Source organism: Pseudomonas sp. DG56-2, from assembly GCF_004803755.1.
GTDB classification, from domain to species: Bacteria; Pseudomonadota; Gammaproteobacteria; order Pseudomonadales; family Pseudomonadaceae; genus Aquipseudomonas; species Aquipseudomonas auratipiscis.
In genome coordinates, this window is sequence record NZ_CP032311.1 from 822,501 (window position 1) to 841,932 (window position 19,432).

Genomic DNA, 19,432 nt, shown 5'->3' on the forward strand with positions numbered 1-19,432 from the left:
ACGTCGAGCAGGTACGAAAGTAGGTCTTAGTGATCCGGTGGTTCTGTATGGAAGGGCCATCGCTCAACGGATAAAAGGTACTCCGGGGATAACAGGCTGATACCGCCCAAGAGTTCATATCGACGGCGGTGTTTGGCACCTCGATGTCGGCTCATCACATCCTGGGGCTGAAGCCGGTCCCAAGGGTATGGCTGTTCGCCATTTAAAGTGGTACGCGAGCTGGGTTTAGAACGTCGTGAGACAGTTCGGTCCCTATCTGCCGTGGACGTTTGAGATTTGAGAGGGGCTGCTCCTAGTACGAGAGGACCGGAGTGGACGAACCTCTGGTGTTCCGGTTGTCACGCCAGTGGCATTGCCGGGTAGCTATGTTCGGGAGAGATAACCGCTGAAAGCATCTAAGCGGGAAACTTGCCTCAAGATGAGATCTCACTGGAGCCTTGAGCTCCCTGAAGGGCCGTCGAAGACTACGACGTTGATAGGTTGGGTGTGTAAGCGCTGTGAGGCGTTGAGCTAACCAATACTAATTGCCCGTGAGGCTTGACCATATAACACCCAAGCAATTTGCGTCGAACGACCAGATTGCGGTGTTGTGAAGACGAAACGAACCGAAAGTTTGCAGCTCACAAGCATCACATACCCGATTCGCTGGAGTGTCTGAACAAGACCTTCTGGCAACAGAATTTCTTGACGACCATAGAGCATTGGAACCACCTGATCCCATCCCGAACTCAGTAGTGAAACGATGCATCGCCGATGGTAGTGTGGGGTTTCCCCATGTGAGAGTAGGTCATCGTCAAGATTAAATTCCGAAACCCCTATCTGCGCATGCAGGTAGGGGTTTTGTCTTTTCCGCGATCGAAAGTCCCGCCACTGTGGCGGCGGGCGTGCCCTGCAATACCCTCGCCCCGACACCCCGCGAGGGCGGGCAAGTTCATTCCTGCACTTTGTAAACCACAAGACTGCCGCCTAGCTGATTTCACCACGCGAACCCAGCACCGTGTATCGGTTAGAATACCGGCCTTGTGTTGACTCAGAAGTTCACTATGTCTGACCCTGTCGATTCCCATCAACTTGTTGACCTTCCTCTGGATCAACTGGTGGCGTGTCACGAGTGTGACCTGCTTATGCGCAAGCCTGCGCTAAAGCTGGATGAAAAAGCACATTGTCCGCGCTGCGGCTACGAGCTTTTCGCTCATCGCCATAATGTTGTCCAGCGTAGCCTGGCATTGGTTCTCGCCGCGTTGCTGCTCTATATACCGGCGAATTTCCTACCTATCATGCAACTCCATCTACTGGGTCAGAGTGCCGACGACACGGTCTGGAGTGGCGTGGTGGGGCTGTTCAACACCGGGATGCCCGAAGTGGCGGTCGTTGTGTTTCTTTGCAGCATGGCCATCCCGTTACTCAAGTTGCTATGTCAACTTGCGGTGTTATTGAGCATTCGCCTCAACGTCGGACGCAGTTATGGCTTGTTGCTGTACCGGATTTATCACCACATGCGTGATTGGGGCATGCTCGAGGTGTACTTCATGGGCGTGCTGGTTGCGATGGTCAAGTTGGTCGACCTGGCAGAGCTTAGCCTCGGCCTTGGGCTTGCCTGTTTTATCAGTCTGTTATTGATCCAGGTGTGGTTGGAGGTAGTGATGTCGCCTCACCAGATCTGGAGTGCGTTATCGGGGGAAGATCTGCATGCGTGCGATTGATGCCGGCATTTTAATTTGTGGTGAATGCCACGAGCTTAATCGTCAGGAGCCAGACAGTAATTCGCAAACCTGCACCCGCTGCGGTGCAATTGTGCATGCGCGTAGGCCCAATAGCCTGACCCGTACATGGGCGTTGCTGCTTACCTCGGCCATTCTCTACGTTCCGGCCAACATACTGCCGATCATGACGGTCAACACGTTAGGGCAGGGCGAGCCGGACACCATCATGTCGGGTGTCATTACGCTGATTAAGTTCGGCATGTTGCCGATTGCGGCGGTGGTGTTCATTGCCAGCATTCTGGTGCCCACCTTCAAATTGGTGGGTATTGGCCTGCTGCTTTATTCGGTGCAGCGTAAGCAGCCGTTGTCGGCGCGGCAGCGAATATTGATGTATCGCTTCATTGAATTTATCGGACGCTGGTCGATGCTGGACATCTTCGTGATCGCCATTCTGGTGGCGGTGGTGAATTTCGGCAGGATCGCCAGTATCGAAGCTAATCTGGGCGCCGTCGCCTTCGCCAGTGTGGTGATCCTGACGATGCTCGCTGCAGTAACTTTCGATCCCCGACTGATTTGGGATAACACGGAGTCGGATGACGACCATGAGTGATTTGCCTACGGCTAAAACCCGCCCAGCTTCAAACTGGTCGGCTATATGGATACTGCCCCTGATTGCCTTGGTAATTGGCGGTTGGCTTGGATGGCAGGCATACCGCGATGCGGGGGTGAGCATTCAGGTTCGCTTCGAAAGTGGCGAGGGTATTGTTGCCAACAAGACTGAAGTTGTCTTCAAGGGCATGTCGGTGGGTAAGGTCAAAGAGCTGGTACTGGATGCCGAGGGCAGCAATACCGGTGTAGTAGCCACCATTGAAATGAACAAGGAAGCCGAGTCGCACCTGAACAGCGGTACACGCTTCTGGCTGGTCAAGCCAAGCGTCAGCCTAGCGGGTATCACTGGACTTGAGACGCTGGTGTCGGGCAACTACATCGCAATCAGTCCAGGAAAGGGGGAGCCGAGCAAGCGCTTCAAGGCGTTGGATGAAGCGCCGCCGCTCTCGGATAGCGAGCCAGGCCTGCACCTGACCCTCAAGGCTGATCGACTGGGTTCGCTCAATCGCGATAGCCCGGTGTTCTACAAGCAGATTCAGGTCGGTAAAGTTAAAAGCTACCGGTTGGCCGATGACCAGGGCACGGTGGAGATCAAGGTCTTCATCGAGCCGGCCTATGCCGATCTGGTGCGCAAACACACGCGCTTCTGGAACGCCAGCGGCATCAGTATCGATGCTAATTTGTCCGGGGTGAAAGTACGCAGTGAGTCACTGGCCAGTATCGTTGCCGGCGGAATTGCATTCGCGACGCCTGAACACCGTAAAGACAGCCCGGCAACCGACCCGAATCTGCCGTTCCGCCTGTTCGAAGATTTCGATGCCGCACAGGCGGGTATCCGCATCAAGGTCAAACTGGCCGATTTCGAAGGACTGCAGGCTGGTCGTACCCCGGTGATGTATAAGGGCATTCAGGTGGGTTCGCTGAAAACCCTGAAAGTCGATGCCGATCTTACCAGTGCAATGGCTGAGCTGACCCTGGATCCATTGGCCGAAGACTATCTGGTCGACGGAACCCAGTTCTGGGTGGTCAAGCCCTCGATTTCCCTGGCGGGCATCACGGGGCTGGAGGCACTGGTAAAAGGTAACTACATTGCCATCCGCCCGGGTGAGAAGGGTGCCTCTCCGCAGCGCGAGTTTGAAGCGCGGGCCAAAGCACCGCCGCTCGATTTGAAAGCGCCGGGTCTGCATCTGGTGTTGTTCAGTGACAACCTGGGTTCGCTGGAGGTGGGTAGTCCGGTGCTATACCGTCAGGTCAAGGTTGGCTCGGTGCAGAGCTACCAGTTCTCTAAAAAGAGCAAACGCCTGTTGATCGGTGTGCATATAGAGAAGGAGTACGCCAATCTGGTCAACGGTTCGACGCGTTTCTGGAACGCCAGCGGTATCACCCTTACCGGTGGCCTGTCGGGCGTGCAGATCAAGAGCGAGTCGCTGCAGAGTCTGATGGGGGGAGGTATTGCGTTCGATACGCCAACGCCTGACGTGCCACTCAAGCGTCGTATCCCAAGTTTCCGCCTGCATCCGGACCAGGAGGCCGCCAACCGCAGTGGCACCACCGTGACTATTCGCGTGGAGCGTGCAGATGGCCTCAAGGTAGGCACGCCGATTCGCTTCAAGGGGTTGGATGTTGGCAAGGTCGAGCAGGTTGATCTGACCCGTGACCTGCAGGCTGTCCTGCTCAAGGCGCGCATTACCGAAGTGCCTGAGCGCATCGCTCGTGAAGGTACGCAATTTTGGGTGGTCAAACCTGCTCTGGGCATCGTCAAGACTGCAAACCTGGAAACCCTGGTGACGGGGCAGTACCTGGAAGTGCAGCCTGCAGCGAAGAGCTTGGGGCCGCAGACCACGTTCAATGCGCTACCCCAGGCTCCGGACTTCTCAGCGCGTGAAGCAGGCTTGGCATTGGTGCTCAGTGCACCACGGCGGGGTTCGATCAAGCCAGGGGTGCCGGTTACCTATCGTGAGATCCCGGTAGGTAAGGTCACTGGTTTCGAGCTGGGCCAAACTGCGGATCGAGTGTTGATCCACATTCTTATCGAGCCGCGCTACGCCGCGTTGGTAAGAAGCGGAAGCCGATTCTGGAACAGCAGTGGGTTCGGCTTCGAGGTTGGTTTGTTTAAGGGCGCTACGGTGCGTACAGAGTCTCTGGAGACGCTTATCGAGGGTGGCATAGCCTTCGCCACGCCGGATGGAGAAAAGATGGGCAATCCGGCCAGGCCGCAGCAGACGTTCGCCTTGTTTGATAAGTCTGAAGAGGAATGGCTGCAGTGGGCGCCAAAGATTCAGATCGGTAAGTAGTAGCCAATGGTTAGCCCCGCTTGCGCAGGATTATCACTGCGCAAGCGGTTGGCGAAGGTTCGGGAGGGGCGTTGCTAATGCTCCAACAGAAAACACCAAATCGCAGGCAACAAAAAACCGACCCTAAGGTCGGTTTTTTAACAAGCGTGTCGCTTAGGCAGCTGCAGCGAGCTTCAGTGCCTTGATGTGGCCATTCAGACGGCCTTTATGGCGAGCAGCCTTGTTCTTGTGGATGATACCTTTATCGGCCATACGGTCGATAACTGGAACAGCCAGGATGTAAGCAGCTTGCGCTTTTTCGGCGTCTTTTGCGTCAATGGCTTTAACCACATTCTTGATGTAGGTACGAACCATGGAACGCAGGCTGGCGTTGTGGCTGCGACGCTTCTCAGCCTGTTTTGCACGTTTTTTGGCGGAAGGTGAGTTGGCCACCGTCGAGCTCCTCGAAAGACTTGGTAAATAGCAAACAAAATAGGCCGCGAATCATGCCGATGAGTTGATCGGTTGTCAAGGGCACTTGCATGGATCCGCTGAGTGGTTGTTCCGAACAAGGGAGAGATTCCCTTCTGCGGTACGACCTGTAAACTCGGGAGCTTTTGCTCTGCTTGCGTTGCGGCGCGGAGTATCGCACAACTGCGCGCGTTGCGGCACAGCCCTTTATCTTTAGGCGTAAAAAACTTTCAATGAATCTTCTGAAATCCTTGGCCGCCGTCAGCTCCATCACCATGATTTCGCGGGTGCTGGGCTTTGTGCGCGATACCATCCTGGCGCGAGTGTTCGGTGCCGGGGTCGCTACCGACGCCTTCTTTATCGCCTTCAAACTGCCCAACCTGCTGCGACGAATATTCGCCGAGGGAGCCTTTTCCCAGGCTTTCGTGCCAATTCTGGCCGAGTACAAGACTCAGCAGGGCGAGGAGGCGACGCGAACCTTCATTGCCTATGTCAGCGGCCTGCTGACCCTGGTGCTGGCCCTGGTCACCGCGCTGGGCATTCTGGCGGCGCCTTGGGTGGTATGGGTCACGGCACCTGGCTTTGTCGACGACGGTGACAAATACCAACTGACCACCGACCTTCTGCGCGTCACCTTCCCTTATATACTGCTGATCTCGCTTTCTTCGCTGGCCGGGGCCATTCTCAATACCTGGAACCGTTTCTCGGTACCAGCTTTTGTGCCAACCCTGCTGAACGTGGCGATGATCGCCTTCACCCTGTTCCTCACTCCGTACTTCGACCCGCCGATCATGGCGCTGGCCTGGGGGGTACTGGCGGGTGGCCTGGCACAACTGTTGTACCAACTGCCTCACCTCAAGAAGATCGGCATGCTGGTGCTGCCACGCCTGAACTTGCGTGACTCGGGGGTATGGCGGGTACTCAAGCAGATGCTTCCGGCAATCCTCGGGGTATCGGTCAGCCAGATCTCGTTGATCATCAATACCATCTTCGCCTCGTTCCTGGTGGCAGGCTCGGTTTCGTGGATGTATTACGCCGACCGTCTGATGGAACTGCCTTCAGGGGTGCTGGGCGTGGCTCTGGGTACCATCCTGCTGCCAACCCTGGCCAAGACCTACGCCAACCGTGATCGCCACGAGTATTCACGAATCCTCGACTGGGGCCTGCGCCTGTGTTTCCTATTGGTGCTTCCGTGTACCCTGGCGATGGCGATTCTGGCCGAGCCATTGACCGTTGCGCTGTTCCAGTACGGCAAGTTCTCCGCCTTCGACGCAGCCATGACCCAGCGTGCGCTGATCGCATACTCGGTCGGTTTGCTGGCGATCATTCTGGTGAAGGTGCTGGCTCCCGGCTTTTATGCCCAGCAGAACATTCGTACCCCGGTTAAGATCGCGATATTCACCTTGGTCTGCACCCAACTGTTCAACCTGGCGTTCATTACGCACCTGCAGCACGCTGGCCTGGCCTTGGCCATCAGCCTTGGCGCCTGCCTGAACGCCGGTCTGTTGTACTGGAAATTGCGTCAACAGAATCTGTTCGAGCCGCAACCAGGCTGGGCCAAGTTCCTGGCCAAGCTGGTACTGGCAGTGCTGTTGATGTCGGCAGTCCTGCTGGTGGGGATGCATTACATGCCGGCCTGGGCAGAAGGGCAGATGCTGGAGCGCTTTTTGCGCCTGGGCGTGCTGATTCTGGCGGGTGTGATGACGTATTTCGGCAGTTTGTTCGTGTTCGGTTTCCGCCCGCGTGACTTTGCACGCAAGGCACTGCATTGAGCCGAGAACACGGCCAGACGTCGGTTTTTTCTATTCCATGCTTCGGGGTTACGCTGCTGCCTGTCACCAGCGCCCGGGTGTGGTTATAATCGACCACTTTATGAGCAAGAAGCGCGTTATGCAGCTGGTTCGAGGCCTTCAAAACCTGCGCCCCCTGCACCGGGGCTGTGTCGCCACTATTGGCAACTTCGACGGTGTTCACCGTGGCCACCAGGCAATCCTGGCGCGCCTGCGTGAGCGTGCGGTAGAGCTGGGTGTACCCAGCTGCGTGGTGATTTTCGAGCCGCAGCCGCGCGAGTACTTTGCCCCGGACACCGCGCCGGCCCGCTTGGCCCGCCTGCGTGACAAGGTCGCGCTACTGGCCGCTGAAGGCGTGGACCGGGTGTTGTGCCTGGCTTTCAACCAGCGTTTGAGCAAACTCAGCGCCGCCGAGTTCGTCGATACCATTCTGGTCGACGGCCTGGGCGTCAAGCACCTGGAAGTGGGTGACGATTTCCGCTTCGGTTGCGACCGCGTCGGAGACTTCGAGTTTCTCCAACAGGCGGGCTTGAGTCAGGGCTTCACCGTTGAAGCGGCGCAAACCGTCGAACTCGATGGCATGCGGGTGAGCAGCACGCAGGTGCGTGACGCACTGGCCAAGGCCGATTTTCCTCTGGCTGAACGACTGCTCGGGCGTCCATACCGCATTACCGGTACGGTGTTGCATGGACAAAAGCTGGCGCGCCAACTGGGCACGCCGACCGCCAACATACAGCTCAAGCGTCATCGCGTACCGCTGACCGGTGTCTACCTGGTCAGTGTCGAACTCGATGGCAAGGCTTGGCCCGGCGTCGCCAACATCGGCGTGCGGCCAACCGTTTCAGGTGATGGCCGTGCCCACCTGGAAGTGCATCTCCTGGATTATGCCGGCGATCTTTATGGCCGGCGCCTGACGGTGGAATTCCACCACAAGCTGCGCGACGAGCAGCGTTTCGCCTCCCTGGAGGCGCTGAAGTCGGCGATCGATGCGGATATCGCCGCCGCACGTGCCCATTGGCACGCTCAACCGCTAACGAAGAGCCTGAAATGACCGACTATAAAGCCACGCTAAACCTTCCGGACACAGCCTTCCCGATGAAGGCCGGCCTGCCACAGCGCGAACCGCAGATTCTGCAGCGCTGGGACAGCATTGGCCTGTACCAGAAGCTGCGTGAAATTGGTAAGGATCGCCCGAAGTTCGTGCTGCACGACGGCCCGCCCTATGCCAACGGCAAGATTCATATCGGTCATGCGCTGAACAAAATTCTCAAGGACATGATTGTCCGCTCCAAAACCCTGTCCGGTTTTGATGCCCCTTATGTTCCGGGTTGGGACTGCCACGGCCTGCCCATCGAGCACAAGGTTGAGGTAACTCACGGCAAGCACCTGACTGCCGACAAAACCCGCGAGCTGTGCCGTGCATACGCTGCCGAGCAGATCGAAGGACAGAAGACCGAGTTCATCCGTCTGGGTGTGCTGGGTGACTGGGACAATCCGTACAAGACCATGAACTTTGCCAACGAGGCCGGTGAAATCCGCGCCCTGGCCGAGATGGTCAAGCACGGCTTCGTATTCAAGGGCCTCAAGCCCGTGAACTGGTGCTTCGATTGCGGTTCGGCCCTGGCCGAGGCCGAGGTCGAATACGCCGACAAGAAATCGCAAACCATCGACGTCGCCTTCCCGGTGGCCGATGAAGCCAAGCTGGCCACTGCGTTCGGTCTGGCTTCGCTGGCCAAGCCCGCTGCGATTGTGATCTGGACCACTACGCCATGGACCATTCCAGCCAACCAGGCGCTGAACGTTCATCCGGAGTTCACCTACGCCCTGGTCGATATCGGCGACAAACTGCTGGTTCTGGCAGAAGAGCTGGTTGAGGCGTGCCTCAAGCGTTACGCGGTGCAGGGCTCGGTAATCGCCACTGCTCCAGGCTCGGCGCTGGAACTGATCAATTTCCGCCACCCGTTCTACGATCGCCTGTCGCCGGTTTACCTGGCTGACTACGTCGAGCTGGGTGCCGGTACTGGCGTGGTTCACTCGGCTCCTGCTTACGGTGAAGACGACTTCGTTACCTGCAAGCGCTACGGCATGGTCAACGACGACATTCTGACCCCAGTGCAAAGCAACGGCGTTTATGTGCCGTCGCTGGACTTCTTCGGCGGCCAGTTTATCTGGAAGGCCAACCCGGCCATCGTCGAGAAGCTGTCGGAAGTCGGTGCACTGATGCACACCGAAACCATCAGCCACAGCTACATGCACTGCTGGCGCCACAAGACGCCGCTGATCTATCGCGCCACGGCGCAATGGTTCGTCGGCATGGACAAGCAGCCTGACAATGGCGACACCCTGCGCAAGCGTGCGGTCAAAGCCATTGAAGAAACCAAGTTCGTTCCGGCCTGGGGCCAGGCGCGCCTGCATTCGATGATCGCCAACCGTCCAGACTGGTGCATCTCGCGCCAGCGTAACTGGGGTGTGCCGATTCCGTTCTTCCTCAACAAGCAAACCGGTGAGCTGCACCCGCGCACTGTCGAGCTGATGGAAGAGGTTGCCAAGCGCGTCGAACAAGAGGGTATCGAAGCCTGGTTCAAGCTGGACGCCGCCGAGCTGCTGGGTGAAGAAGCGGGTCAGTACGACAAAATCAGCGACACCCTCGACGTCTGGTTCGATTCCGGTACCACTCACTGGCACGTACTGCGTGGCTCGCACAGCATCGGTCACGACACCGGCCCGCGTGCCGACCTGTACCTGGAAGGTTCCGACCAGCACCGTGGCTGGTTCCACTCCTCGCTGCTGACCGGCTGCGCCATCGACAACCATGCGCCGTACCGCGAGTTGCTGACTCACGGCTTCACCGTCGATGAGAACGGTCGCAAAATGTCCAAGTCGTTGGGTAACACCATCGAGCCGCAGAAGGTCAACGACACCCTAGGTGCCGACATTTTGCGCCTGTGGGTATCGGCTACCGACTACTCCGGTGAAATGGCTGTTTCCGAGCAGATCCTGCAGCGCAGCGCCGATGCTTACCGCCGTATCCGTAACACCGCGCGGTTCCTGCTCTCCAACTTGTCCGGTTTCGACCCGGCCCGTGACCTGCTGCCGGCCGAAGACATGCTGGCGCTGGATCGCTGGGCGGTCGACCGTACCCTGTTGCTGCAGCGCGAGCTGGAAGAGCACTATGGCGAATACCGCTTCTGGAACGTCTACTCGAAGATCCACAACTTCTGTGTGCAGGAGCTGGGTGGCTTCTACCTGGACATCATCAAGGACCGTCAGTACACCACCGGTGCCAACAGTGTTGCCCGGCGTTCCTGCCAGACCGCGCTTTACCACATCAGCGAAGCGCTGGTGCGCTGGATCGCGCCAATCCTGGCTTTCACCGCTGACGAACTGTGGCAGTACCTGCCAGGCGAGCGCAACGAATCGGTGATGCTCAACACCTGGTACCAGGGTCTGACCGAGCTGCCGGAAGGTTTCGAGCTGGGTCGCGCCTACTGGGAACGCGTGATGGCCGCCAAAACTGCGGTCAACAAAGAGCTGGAGAACCAGCGTTCAGCCAAGGCCATCGGTGGCAACCTGCAAGCCGAAGTGACCTTGTTCGCCGACGATGCCCTGAGCGCCGACTTGGACAAACTGGGTGACGAACTGCGTTTCGTGCTGATTACCTCGGCCGCAAGTGTTGCGCCATTCGTCCAGGCGCCAGCCGATGCGGTCGAGACTGAAGTACCTGGCCTGAAGTTGAAAGTGGTCAAGTCTGCGCACACCAAGTGCGGTCGTTGCTGGCACTTCCGCGCCGACGTTGGCGCGAACCCGGAGCATCCGGAAATCTGTGCCCGTTGCGCTGACAACATCAGCGGCAAGGGTGAGGTGCGCCACTATGCCTAACCCTGCTGTCGGGCGCTTCGGGCGCCTAGGCTGGCTATGGTTGAGCCTGCTGGTCCTGGTCATTGACCAGGCCAGCAAGTTCTATTTCGAAGGCGCGCTGAGCTTGTACCAACAGATCGTGGTCATTCCTGACTACTTCAGTTGGACCCTGGCCTACAACACCGGTGCAGCATTCAGTTTCCTGGCCGACAGCTCTGGCTGGCAGCGCTGGCTGTTCGCCTTGATCGCCTTGGTGGTCAGTGCAGTGCTGGTGGTCTGGCTCAAGCGCCTGGAGCGCAACGAGACCTGGCTGGCCGTGGCGCTGGCACTGGTGCTGGGTGGCGCGCTGGGCAACCTGTATGACCGTATCGTGCTGGGCCATGTCGTCGATTTCATCCTGGTGCACTGGCAGAACCGTTATTATTTCCCGGCCTTCAACGTGGCCGACAGCGCCATTACCGTGGGTGCGGTGATGCTTGCGCTGGATATGTTCAAGAGCAAGAAGTCCGGAGAACCCGTCCATGACTGAGACCCGCATCGGCCAGAACACCGAAGTCAAATTGCACTTCGCACTGCATCTGGAAAACGGCGACACCGTCGATAGCACGTTCGACAAGTCGCCGGCTGTGTTCAAAGTTGGCGACGGCAACCTGCTGCCGGGCTTTGAAGCGGCAATCTTCGGCTTCAAGGCCGGTGACAAGCGCACTGTTACCGTTCAGCCGGAAAACGCTTTTGGTCAGCCCAACCCGCAGAACGTACAGATCATTCCACGGTCGCAATTCAACGACATGGAGCTTTCCGAAGGTTTGCTGGTGATCTTCAACGACGCTGCCAATGCTGAGCTGCCAGGTGTGGTCAAGGCGTTCGATGACGCCCAGGTGACCATCGACTTCAACCATCCACTGGCCGGCAAAACCCTGAACTTCGAGGTGCAAATCCTCGAAGTCACAGCGCTTTGAGCCCGGAGCCGAGCATGCAAATCAAACTCGCCAACCCCCGCGGTTTCTGCGCGGGCGTGGACCGGGCGATTGAGATCGTCAATCGCGCGCTGGAGGTTTTCGGCCCGCCGATTTACGTACGTCACGAAGTGGTGCACAACAAATTCGTGGTCGAAGACCTGCGCGCGCGCGGGGCGATCTTCGTCGAAGAGCTGGATCAGGTGCCGGATGACGTCATTGTCATCTTCAGTGCCCACGGTGTTTCCCAGGCTGTGCGCCAGGAAGCAGCAGGGCGCGGCCTGAAGGTTTTCGATGCGACCTGTCCACTGGTTACCAAGGTGCATATCGAGGTAGCGCGCTACAGCCGCGACGGTCGCGAATGCATCCTGATTGGCCACGAAGGCCATCCGGAAGTCGAAGGCACTATGGGCCAATACGACGCCAGCAACGGCGGTGCGATCTATCTGGTCGAGGACGAGGAAGATGTCGCCCAGTTGCAGGTCAATGACCCAGATAAGCTGGCTTTCGTTACCCAGACCACCTTGTCGATGGATGACACCGGTCGGGTTATCGATGCCCTGCGTGCACGCTTCCCGAACATCGGCGGCCCGCGCAAGGATGACATTTGCTACGCCACCCAGAACCGCCAGGATGCGGTCAAGCAGTTGGCCAACGAATGCGATGTGGTGTTGGTAGTGGGCAGCCCCAACAGTTCCAACTCCAACCGTTTGCGTGAGCTTGCCGAGCGCATGTCAACGCCGGCTTACCTGATCGACGGCGCCGAAGACCTGCAAAAAAGCTGGTTTGAAGGTGTCGAACGAATTGGTATCACTGCCGGTGCTTCTGCACCTGAAGTGCTGGTGCGCGGCGTGATCGAACAATTGCGTGCCTGGGGTGCCACGGGTGCCGAAGAGCTGGATGGACGCGAAGAGAACATCACTTTCTCGATGCCCAAGGAATTGCGCGTGCGTTCATTGATCTGACCCGGCAGCCGCGCAAAGCGGCTGTTCGCTCAGCGCATCACGCAGGCTGACTCTTCCGCTGCGTGACAGCACCACCTGATAGTGACTCAGTGCTTCGGGACGTTGGCACACATGCAACGTCCCGGCCTGGAAGGCGCCGTTGTCCAGTAACGGCACGCCCAGGCCACTGAAGCTCACTTGCCGGGCCACCGGCTGGTTGCCAACAACAATCACGCGTTCATTGCCATGCCATTGCTGCAGCAACTGCGGGCTGTCGTGCTCAACCACCATCCTCCAGCCCTGACTCCAGTCTGACCCCAGCGCTTGCAGGCGCACCACGCTATTGCGCAGCAGCGCTTCACTGCGTGCCGTGCGCAAGGCTTGGGCCAGGTCTGTGGCGACCATCTGCCGTTGTAGCCCGGCGCTCATCGCGCTGTAGGCCGGAACCCCAAGCTGTGTAAGCAGCCCCAGCAGGGCCGATGCGAACAAAATTTGTATCAGTGTTACGCCCTGTTGCCTCACCGTGCATTCCTCCCTGGAAGTGCTTCGCTGTAGGTTCAAGGCTCGCATTGCTGGCGTCCAGTCAGTCGGGTTGGCAAGGGACTGTGGAAAAATCTCGGGAGGTTGGCCATGGATGGCTGGCAGCAACAAGGAATGACGCTGATTGAAGTATTACTGGCAATCGTAGTGCTCGGGATGGGCTTGTTTACGGCAGCCGAGTTGCAACTGCGCGCCTTGCAGATCACTGAAAGTGCCTTGCGCAATACCCAGTCGGCGTATGGTGAGCACGCACTGCTGGAACAGGCCCGGGCAGCGGGCCTGCAGCTTGGCGAGAAAACGGGGTTGTGAAAAGGCAGTCGGGCTTGAGCATGCTCGAGGTGTTGCTGGCGCTGAGCCTGGGAATGCTGTTGCTAGTGGCTGCCAGTCGCCTGTTCGTCGCCGCGAGCCAGTCCTGGCAGGCTCAAATGGCGGCTGCGCGAATGCAAGAGGACGCGCGCCTGGCCTTGCAGCGATTGGCTCAAAGCATTCGCATGGCCGGTGCTCTCGGTTGCCTGCGTTACGACGCTGTCGATTTTATCGACCCATTGGCTGCACAAGCGTTTGCACAGCCGATACACATCAGCCGTGATGCGCAGGGGCGCTTGCAGCGCCTGAGTTTGATAAGCGCCGAAGGCGCATACACCAGCGGCGAGCCTGACTGGACGCTGCTCACCGACTGCGTAACCCATGCGATGGTGCTCGCTGGCGCAAAAAAGCCGGCAGAGGGGCAGTTTGCGATACCCATCCGCCGCCAGGAGTACCGCCTGGTGGCAGACCAGCTTCGCCTGCGCAGCGCCGCGAGCAACGGCGTGCTGGTCGAGGGTGTCAGTGAGTTGCAGCTTGAACTGCTCAGAACCAGCACCCTGGGAATCTCAGGCGTGCGTCTGAGCTTGACCTTGACCGACCCACAGCAACGCGTCAGGCCGCAAACCTATGGCATGAGCGTCGCCTTGGGTAACCCGGTAGGCCTGCAATGAAATCCAGGCAGCGCGGCCTCGTCCTGTTGCTCAGCCTGACGCTGATGCTGTTGTTGGCTCTGCTTGGGTTGTCGGCGATGGGCAGTGCGATCCAGCAGGCGCGCATGTCGCGCAATTTGCTGAGCACCTTGCAGGTCTTCGAGCAGAGCCATCAGGTGCTGCAGTCGGGGGAGACCAGGCTACATACACAGGCATGGCCACTGTGCGCGTTCTGCTTGCCACCTCCCGAAGCTGGCAACGTCACCTCGAGCGGGGTTTATGCGGGGCAGGGTGAGAGTTCAGGGTTGAGCTGGCAGGCGGCGACTGGTGGTTTCTATCTGATCCAGTCACTGGGACGAAGTACCAAGGTCAGGCAGATGCCACAAGGGTTGGAGGCAAACCTGTATCGAGTAACCGCGGTGAGTCGCCTCGGCACGGTGCGCGGCGTGATGGAGAGTGTGATTGCGCAACCTGTCGGCCCAGCACCGCAGCCAGGGCGGCGCATCTTCTGGCGCCAGGTCTATTGAGGAGCAGGTAAATGAAGCAACAGCACGCATTGAGTCTGATCGAACTGTTGATTGTCATCGCTGTGGTCGGCATTCTTGCGAGCATTGCCTACCCCGGTTACTCCGATCTGGTGAAAAAATCCGCACGCACGGAAATCGTCAGCCTGCTGATCGAGAGCGCGCAGCGCCTGGAGCTGCACTATTCACGTGCAGGACAGTACAGCGACGTCGAAGACCTTCAGGCCTCACTGGCGAGCGGCACCGCTCACTACAGTTTGCATGTCATGCGCGACAAGGAGTCGTTCACCCTTTCGGCACGTCGCCTTCCCGGCGGCTTGATGAGGGCTGATCGGTGTGGTGACTATGAACTTGACCAGGCAGGTAGGCGGGGCAATCCCCAAGGCGCCGAAAATACTGACGGCGGGTGCTGGGGAGGCTGAAGCCTTTCGCGATTTACTTCAGAAATTGGATCGATAGATGACCAAGCAAGTAGTGATAGTCGGTGGCGGAGTGATCGGCCTGTTGACGGCGTTCAATCTGGCGGCAGAGGTCGAACAGGTGGTGTTGTGTGATCGCGGTGAACTGGGGCAGGAGTCGTCCTGGGCCGGTGGCGGCATCGTTTCGCCGCTCTACCCCTGGCGCTACAGTCCGGCTGTAACCGCACTGGCGCACTGGTCGCAGGATTTTTATCCACAGCTGGGAGAGCGTCTGTTCGCCAACACCGGTGTCGATCCTGAGGTGCACACCACTGGGCTGTACTGGCTGGACCTGGACGACGAGGCCGAGGCGTTGGCTTGGGCTGAGCGTGAAGGGCGGCCCCTGAGTGCTGTGGATATTTCGGCAGCCTATGACGCGGTGCCGGTACTGGGTGCGGGCTTTGAGCGGGCGATCTATATGGCGGGCGTTGCCAATGTGCGTAACCCGCGTCTGGTCAAATCGCTGAAAGCGGCGCTGCAGGCACTGCCAAACGTAACCCTGCGCGAGCACTGTGAAATCACTGGCTTTATCCGCGAAGGCGAAAAAATTACCGGCGTGCAAACCGCCGACGGTGCAGTTGCCGGTGATCGCGTGGTGCTGACGGCTGGCGCGTGGAGTGGTGACCTGTTGCGGCCGTTGGGCCTTGAACTGCCAGTGGAGCCGGTCAAAGGGCAGATGATTCTGTTCAAGTGCGCCGAAGATTTTCTGCCCAGCATGGTCCTGGCCAAGGGCCGCTACGCGATTCCGCGCCGCGATGGGCACATTCTGGTGGGCAGCACCCTGGAGCACGTCGGCTACGACAAGACCCCAACCGCCGAAGCGCTGGAAAGCCTGAAGGCATCAGCTATCGAATTGCTTCCAGCGTTGGCCGAGGCTACTCCGGTTGGTCATTGGGCGGGATTGCGTCCAGGATCACCCGAAGGTATTCCTTACATCGGTGAAGTACCGGGCTGGGAAGGTCTGTGGTTGAACTGCGGGCACTACCGCAATGGCTTGGTGTTGGCGCCAGCATCGTGCCAACTGTTTGCCGACCTGCTGCTGGGCCGCGAACCGATCATCGATCCACGGCCTTATGCGCCAGTAGGTCGATTGGTATAAACGTTCGGTAGGCGCGGGCCTTGCTCCGCGATCGACCGCAGGTGCTGTAGGTTTAACGTTGCGCGCCCGGCCCTTGCTCCAGATGCGCCGGGCTGCAATACCACTGCGAGCCCCGGTGCAAGGCACGATCGCTGGGCAGGTGCACGCCACAATGGGCGCAGCGCACCATTTTCAGCGGGTCTTCAAGACTGTTGTCAGGCCTGGCAGCAGTGCTGGCCTTGAACTTGCGCCACAGCCAGAAAGCGGCGGCAATCAGGGCAATCCAAAAAAGTAGGCGAACCATGGTGTTCAGCTTTATCAATGAAGAGCTTCAATTCTAGGGCTCAGGCATAAAAAAAGGGAGGCCTGAGCCACCCTTTATCTGTTGCGTGATTGATCAGTCAAACACGCCGAAGGTCATGTAGCTGAACCAGGAGCGGTCGTCGTTATTGCCTTCCGCTTCGTGTTCTTCTTCCTGCACGGCGTCGCCGTCTTTTGGCAGCAGGTCGGCTGGAATCGCTTCCTTGGCGTCTTCGTACTGGCGGATAACGTCCTGGTTTGCGCGGGTTTCACCCGGTGGCAGCGGCGTTTCGCTTTCGATCAGGCCCAGCGTGGCCTTGGACAGCCAGGAGCGGTTGTCGGCTTCATCCTGCTTGGGCTCGAACTGACCGTCCACCAGGCTTGGGTGATCCGGGTAGTTGAGCTTGAGGGTTTCCAGGCTGGTGGCGGCCAACTCGTCCAGGTGCAGACGCATATAGGCTTCGGTCATCACCGCCAGGCCGTCACCGACCGATGGGGTTTCCTGGAAGTTCTCGACTACATAACGACCACGGTTGGCGGCAGCTACATAAGCCTGGCGGCTCAGGTAGTAGTCGGCGACGTGGATTTCGTAAGCCGCCAACAGGTTGCGCAGGTAGATCATGCGCTGCTTGGCGTCTGGCGAGTAACGGCTGTTGGGGAAGCGGCTGGTGAGCTGGGCGAACTCGTTGTAGGAGTCGCGGGCAGCACCCGGGTCACGCTTGGTCATGTCCAGCGGCAGGAAGCGCGCCAGCAGGCCACGGTCCTGGTCAAAGGAGGTGAGGCCCTTGAGGTAGTAGGCGTAGTCGACGTTCGGATGCTGTGGGTGCAAGCGAATAAAACGCTCGGCGGCTGACTTGGCAGCTTCGGGCTCGGCGTTCTTGTAGTTCGCGTAGATCAGCTCGAGCTGGGCCTGGTCGGCATAGCGACCGAACGGATAGCGCGATTCCAGAGCCTTGAGCTTGCTGGTGGCGCTGGTATAGCTGTGGTTGTCCAGATCGGCCTGCGCCTGCTGGTACAGCTCGGCTTCGCTCAGGTTTTCGTCGACGACTTCCTTCGAAGAACAAGCAGCGGTCAGTCCGAGGATGGCGATCAGCAGCAGGTGTTTCACTTGCATGGCGGCTTGCGTCCCTATGACGGCCGCTGTCTTGGGCGTGGCCGTCCTGTTATGATGAGCACCCCGATGCAACACCCGGGGCAAAAGACGTCGTATTTAACCACAAGCGCGCAGTCGAAACCAAAGGCTGTGCCGCCCGCTGATTCGAGCATGTCCGAGATCATTCAACTTAGCGCAGAGGTGCCGTCCGAATTGGGCGGGCAACGCCTCGACCAAGTCGCCGCCCAATTGTTCGCTGAGCACTCGCGCTCGCGCCTATCCACCTGGATCAAGGAGGGGCGCCTGACGGTTGATGGCGCCGTCCTGCGTCCACGCGATATCGTCCATGGCGGCGCGATGCTGGCTCTCGAGGCCGAGCAAGAAGCCCAGGGTGAGTGGGTGGCCCAGGATATCGAGCTGGATATCGTCTATGAAGACGAACACATCCTGGTAATCAACAAGCCCGCAGGGCTGGTGGTTCACCCGGCTGCTGGCCACGCCGATGGCACCTTGCTCAATGCCTTGCTGCACCACGTACCGGATATCATCAACGTCCCGCGTGCAGGCATTGTTCACCGTCTGGACAAAGACACCACGGGTCTGATGGTGGTGGCCAAGACCATTCAGGCGCAGACACAACTGGTTACTCAGTTGCAAAGTCGCAGCGTCAGCCGCATCTATGAATGCATCGTAATTGGTGTAGTCACTGCAGGTGGCAAGATCAACGCACCTATCGGTCGTCATGGAGGCCAGCGTCAGCGCATGGCCGTGACCGAAGGCGGCAAGCCGGCCGTCAGCCATTACCGTGTACTGGACCGCTTCCGTTCCCATACCCATGTACGGGTAAAGCTGGAAACCGGACGTACCCACCAGATCCGCGTGCACATGGCTCACGTGAACTTTCCGTTGGTCGGCGATCCGGTCTACGGCGGACGCTTCCGCATTCCACCCGCGGCCAGCGTCACCATGGTCGAGGCGCTCAAGACGTTCCCGCGTCAGGCCCTGCATGCACGTTTCCTGGAGCTGGATCACCCGGCAACAGGTGAGCGCATGGGGTGGGAGTCGCCGCTTCCAGACGATTTCGTCTGGCTGCTGTCGCTGCTCAAGCAAGACCGCGATGCGTTCGTCGGATGAGTGAGCTGGCGCGCGAACTGCTGATCCCCAACTGGCCTGCGCCAGCCGGGGTTCGCGCGTGCGTCACTACGCGGGCAGGGGGTGTTAGCCTGCCCCCATACGAAAGCTTCAACCTTGGCGACCATGTGGGCGATGCGCCCGACGCGGTCGCCGAGAACCGTCGGCGCCTTACCGCCGAATTCGGTATCCAGCCTGCCTGGCTCAAGCAGGTGCATGGCGTAGTGGTGGCTGATGCCGACCCGAGCATAATTGCCGAGGCCGATGCCAGCTGGACCGCCACTCCAGGCGTTGCCTGCACGGTGATGACCGCCGATTGCTTGCCATTGCTGTTCTGTGATCGCGCCGGTACCCGGGTAGCCGCTGCTCATGCGGGCTGGCGTGGCCTGGCCAATGGCGTCATCGAGGCCACGCTCGATCGCCTGGCGTTGCCTCCAGAAGAGGTGCTGGTGTGGCTGGGCCCAGCTATTGGCCCGCAAGCCTTTGAAGTAGGTCTGGAAGTGCGCGATGCCTTCACGACCGTTCATCCGGAAACTGCCCAGGCCTTCGTGCCCGGCGCAAGTGCGGATAAACTGATGGCCGATATCTACATGCTGGCTCGCCTGCGTTTGGCTGTCCGTGGTGTAACAGCAGTGTATGGCGGGGGTTACTGCACCGTCAGCGATCAGCGCTTCTATTCTTACCGGCGAACCCCCCAAGGCGGTCGCTTTGCCTCTTTGATCTGGCTCGCTCCACGCTGACCTGAATC

20 protein-coding genes and 2 rRNA genes (1 of these 22 running past the window's edge) are annotated in these 19,432 nt (G+C 59.0%); 18 read left to right on the top strand and 4 right to left on the bottom strand.

The window, feature by feature from the left end:
- The 5 genes from D3Z90_RS03805 to D3Z90_RS03825 form a co-directional block, all read left to right on the top strand.
- Positions 1 to 545 (top strand): 23S ribosomal RNA (locus D3Z90_RS03805); it begins 2,345 nt to the left of the window's first position.
- A gap of 138 nt (positions 546 to 683) precedes the next feature.
- A 5S ribosomal RNA gene (rrf, locus tag D3Z90_RS03810) occupies positions 684 to 799 on the top strand.
- Positions 800 to 1,043: 244 nt separating this feature from the next.
- Entirely contained in the window at positions 1,044 to 1,703 is a 660-nt protein-coding gene (locus tag D3Z90_RS03815; RefSeq protein ID WP_136474475.1) for a paraquat-inducible protein A, read from the top strand.
- A complete protein-coding gene (locus D3Z90_RS03820) occupies positions 1,690 to 2,313 on the top strand; it encodes a paraquat-inducible protein A (protein ID WP_136474476.1) in 624 nt (207 codons plus the stop codon). The genes D3Z90_RS03815 and D3Z90_RS03820 overlap by 14 nt, the downstream gene beginning before the upstream one ends.
- Positions 2,306 to 4,606 carry a PqiB family protein gene (locus D3Z90_RS03825; RefSeq protein ID WP_136474477.1) on the top strand — a complete coding sequence of 767 codons (2,301 nt, stop codon included), beginning with the start codon at positions 2,306 to 2,308 and terminating at the stop codon, positions 4,604 to 4,606. Before D3Z90_RS03820 ends, D3Z90_RS03825 begins: the two co-directional genes overlap by 8 nt.
- 153 nt (positions 4,607 to 4,759) lie before the next feature.
- Here the strand turns inward: D3Z90_RS03825 and rpsT are convergent, their stop codons facing one another.
- A complete protein-coding gene (rpsT, locus tag D3Z90_RS03830) occupies positions 4,760 to 5,038 on the bottom strand; it encodes a 30S ribosomal protein S20 (protein WP_136474478.1) in 279 nt (92 codons plus the stop codon).
- A 251-nt stretch (positions 5,039 to 5,289) separates the two neighbouring features.
- On the opposite strand from rpsT, the gene murJ reads away from it, so the two are divergent.
- From murJ to ispH, 6 genes are all read left to right on the top strand, one after another.
- Positions 5,290 to 6,828: a murein biosynthesis integral membrane protein MurJ gene (gene murJ, locus D3Z90_RS03840; RefSeq protein WP_136474479.1), complete on the top strand. Its 1,539-nt coding sequence runs from the start codon at positions 5,290 to 5,292 to the stop codon at positions 6,826 to 6,828.
- Between the two features lie 118 nt (positions 6,829 to 6,946).
- Complete coding sequence (ribF, locus tag D3Z90_RS03845) at positions 6,947 to 7,897, top strand: bifunctional riboflavin kinase/FAD synthetase (RefSeq protein ID WP_168198429.1); 951 nt, start codon at positions 6,947 to 6,949, stop codon at positions 7,895 to 7,897.
- Entirely contained in the window at positions 7,894 to 10,725 is a 2,832-nt protein-coding gene (gene ileS / locus D3Z90_RS03850) for an isoleucine--tRNA ligase (protein ID WP_136474481.1), read from the top strand. The genes ribF and ileS overlap by 4 nt, the downstream gene beginning before the upstream one ends.
- Positions 10,718 to 11,233 (top strand): signal peptidase II, encoded by a 516-nt coding sequence (gene lspA / locus D3Z90_RS03855; RefSeq protein ID WP_136474482.1) that lies wholly within the window; start codon positions 10,718 to 10,720, stop codon positions 11,231 to 11,233. Before ileS ends, lspA begins: the two co-directional genes overlap by 8 nt.
- Entirely contained in the window at positions 11,226 to 11,663 is a 438-nt protein-coding gene (gene fkpB, locus D3Z90_RS03860; protein WP_136474483.1) for an FKBP-type peptidyl-prolyl cis-trans isomerase, read from the top strand. Before lspA ends, fkpB begins: the two co-directional genes overlap by 8 nt.
- A gap of 14 nt (positions 11,664 to 11,677) precedes the next feature.
- Positions 11,678 to 12,625: a 4-hydroxy-3-methylbut-2-enyl diphosphate reductase gene (gene ispH, locus D3Z90_RS03865; RefSeq protein WP_136474484.1), complete on the top strand. Its 948-nt coding sequence runs from the start codon at positions 11,678 to 11,680 to the stop codon at positions 12,623 to 12,625.
- Here the strand turns inward: ispH and D3Z90_RS03870 are convergent.
- Complete coding sequence (locus D3Z90_RS03870; protein WP_256658320.1) at positions 12,614 to 13,093, bottom strand: GspH/FimT family protein; 480 nt, start codon at positions 13,091 to 13,093, stop codon at positions 12,614 to 12,616. The two genes, ispH and D3Z90_RS03870, sit on opposite strands and share 12 nt — an antisense overlap.
- A gap of 141 nt (positions 13,094 to 13,234) precedes the next feature.
- Between D3Z90_RS03870 and D3Z90_RS03875 the strand changes: the two genes are divergently transcribed.
- Genes D3Z90_RS03875 through thiO form a run of 5 tightly spaced genes read left to right on the top strand, consistent with a single transcriptional unit; the run spans position 13,235 to position 16,181 of the window.
- Entirely contained in the window at positions 13,235 to 13,453 is a 219-nt protein-coding gene (locus tag D3Z90_RS03875; RefSeq protein ID WP_136474485.1) for a prepilin-type N-terminal cleavage/methylation domain-containing protein, read from the top strand.
- The gene (locus tag D3Z90_RS03880; RefSeq protein WP_136474486.1) at positions 13,450 to 14,121 is read left to right on the top strand and encodes a PilW family protein; all 672 of its coding nucleotides are present in this window, start codon (positions 13,450 to 13,452) and stop codon (positions 14,119 to 14,121) included. The genes D3Z90_RS03875 and D3Z90_RS03880 overlap by 4 nt, the downstream gene beginning before the upstream one ends.
- Entirely contained in the window at positions 14,118 to 14,627 is a 510-nt protein-coding gene (locus D3Z90_RS03885; protein ID WP_136474487.1) for a hypothetical protein, read from the top strand. Before D3Z90_RS03880 ends, D3Z90_RS03885 begins: the two co-directional genes overlap by 4 nt.
- A gap of 11 nt (positions 14,628 to 14,638) precedes the next feature.
- Positions 14,639 to 15,046 carry a type IV pilin protein gene (locus tag D3Z90_RS03890; protein ID WP_136474488.1) on the top strand — a complete coding sequence of 136 codons (408 nt, stop codon included), beginning with the start codon at positions 14,639 to 14,641 and terminating at the stop codon, positions 15,044 to 15,046.
- Positions 15,047 to 15,083: 37 nt separating this feature from the next.
- On the top strand, positions 15,084 to 16,181 hold the full coding sequence (thiO, locus tag D3Z90_RS03895) for a glycine oxidase ThiO (RefSeq protein WP_136474489.1): 1,098 nt from the start codon (positions 15,084 to 15,086) through the stop codon (positions 16,179 to 16,181).
- A gap of 52 nt (positions 16,182 to 16,233) precedes the next feature.
- Here the strand turns inward: thiO and D3Z90_RS03900 are convergent, their stop codons facing one another.
- On the bottom strand, positions 16,234 to 16,464 hold the full coding sequence (locus D3Z90_RS03900; RefSeq protein WP_136474490.1) for a PP0621 family protein: 231 nt from the start codon (positions 16,462 to 16,464) through the stop codon (positions 16,234 to 16,236).
- A gap of 93 nt (positions 16,465 to 16,557) precedes the next feature.
- Positions 16,558 to 17,574, bottom strand: coding sequence for an outer membrane protein assembly factor BamD (locus D3Z90_RS03905; protein ID WP_136474491.1), 1,017 nt, complete (start codon positions 17,572 to 17,574; stop codon positions 16,558 to 16,560).
- A gap of 150 nt (positions 17,575 to 17,724) precedes the next feature.
- On the opposite strand from D3Z90_RS03905, the gene rluD reads away from it, so the two are divergent.
- The gene (gene rluD, locus D3Z90_RS03910; RefSeq protein ID WP_136474492.1) at positions 17,725 to 18,687 is read left to right on the top strand and encodes a 23S rRNA pseudouridine(1911/1915/1917) synthase RluD; all 963 of its coding nucleotides are present in this window, start codon (positions 17,725 to 17,727) and stop codon (positions 18,685 to 18,687) included.
- On the top strand, positions 18,684 to 19,424 hold the full coding sequence (pgeF, locus tag D3Z90_RS03915) for a peptidoglycan editing factor PgeF (protein WP_136474493.1): 741 nt from the start codon (positions 18,684 to 18,686) through the stop codon (positions 19,422 to 19,424). Before rluD ends, pgeF begins: the two co-directional genes overlap by 4 nt.
- The last annotated feature ends 8 nt before the right edge of the window (positions 19,425 to 19,432 follow it).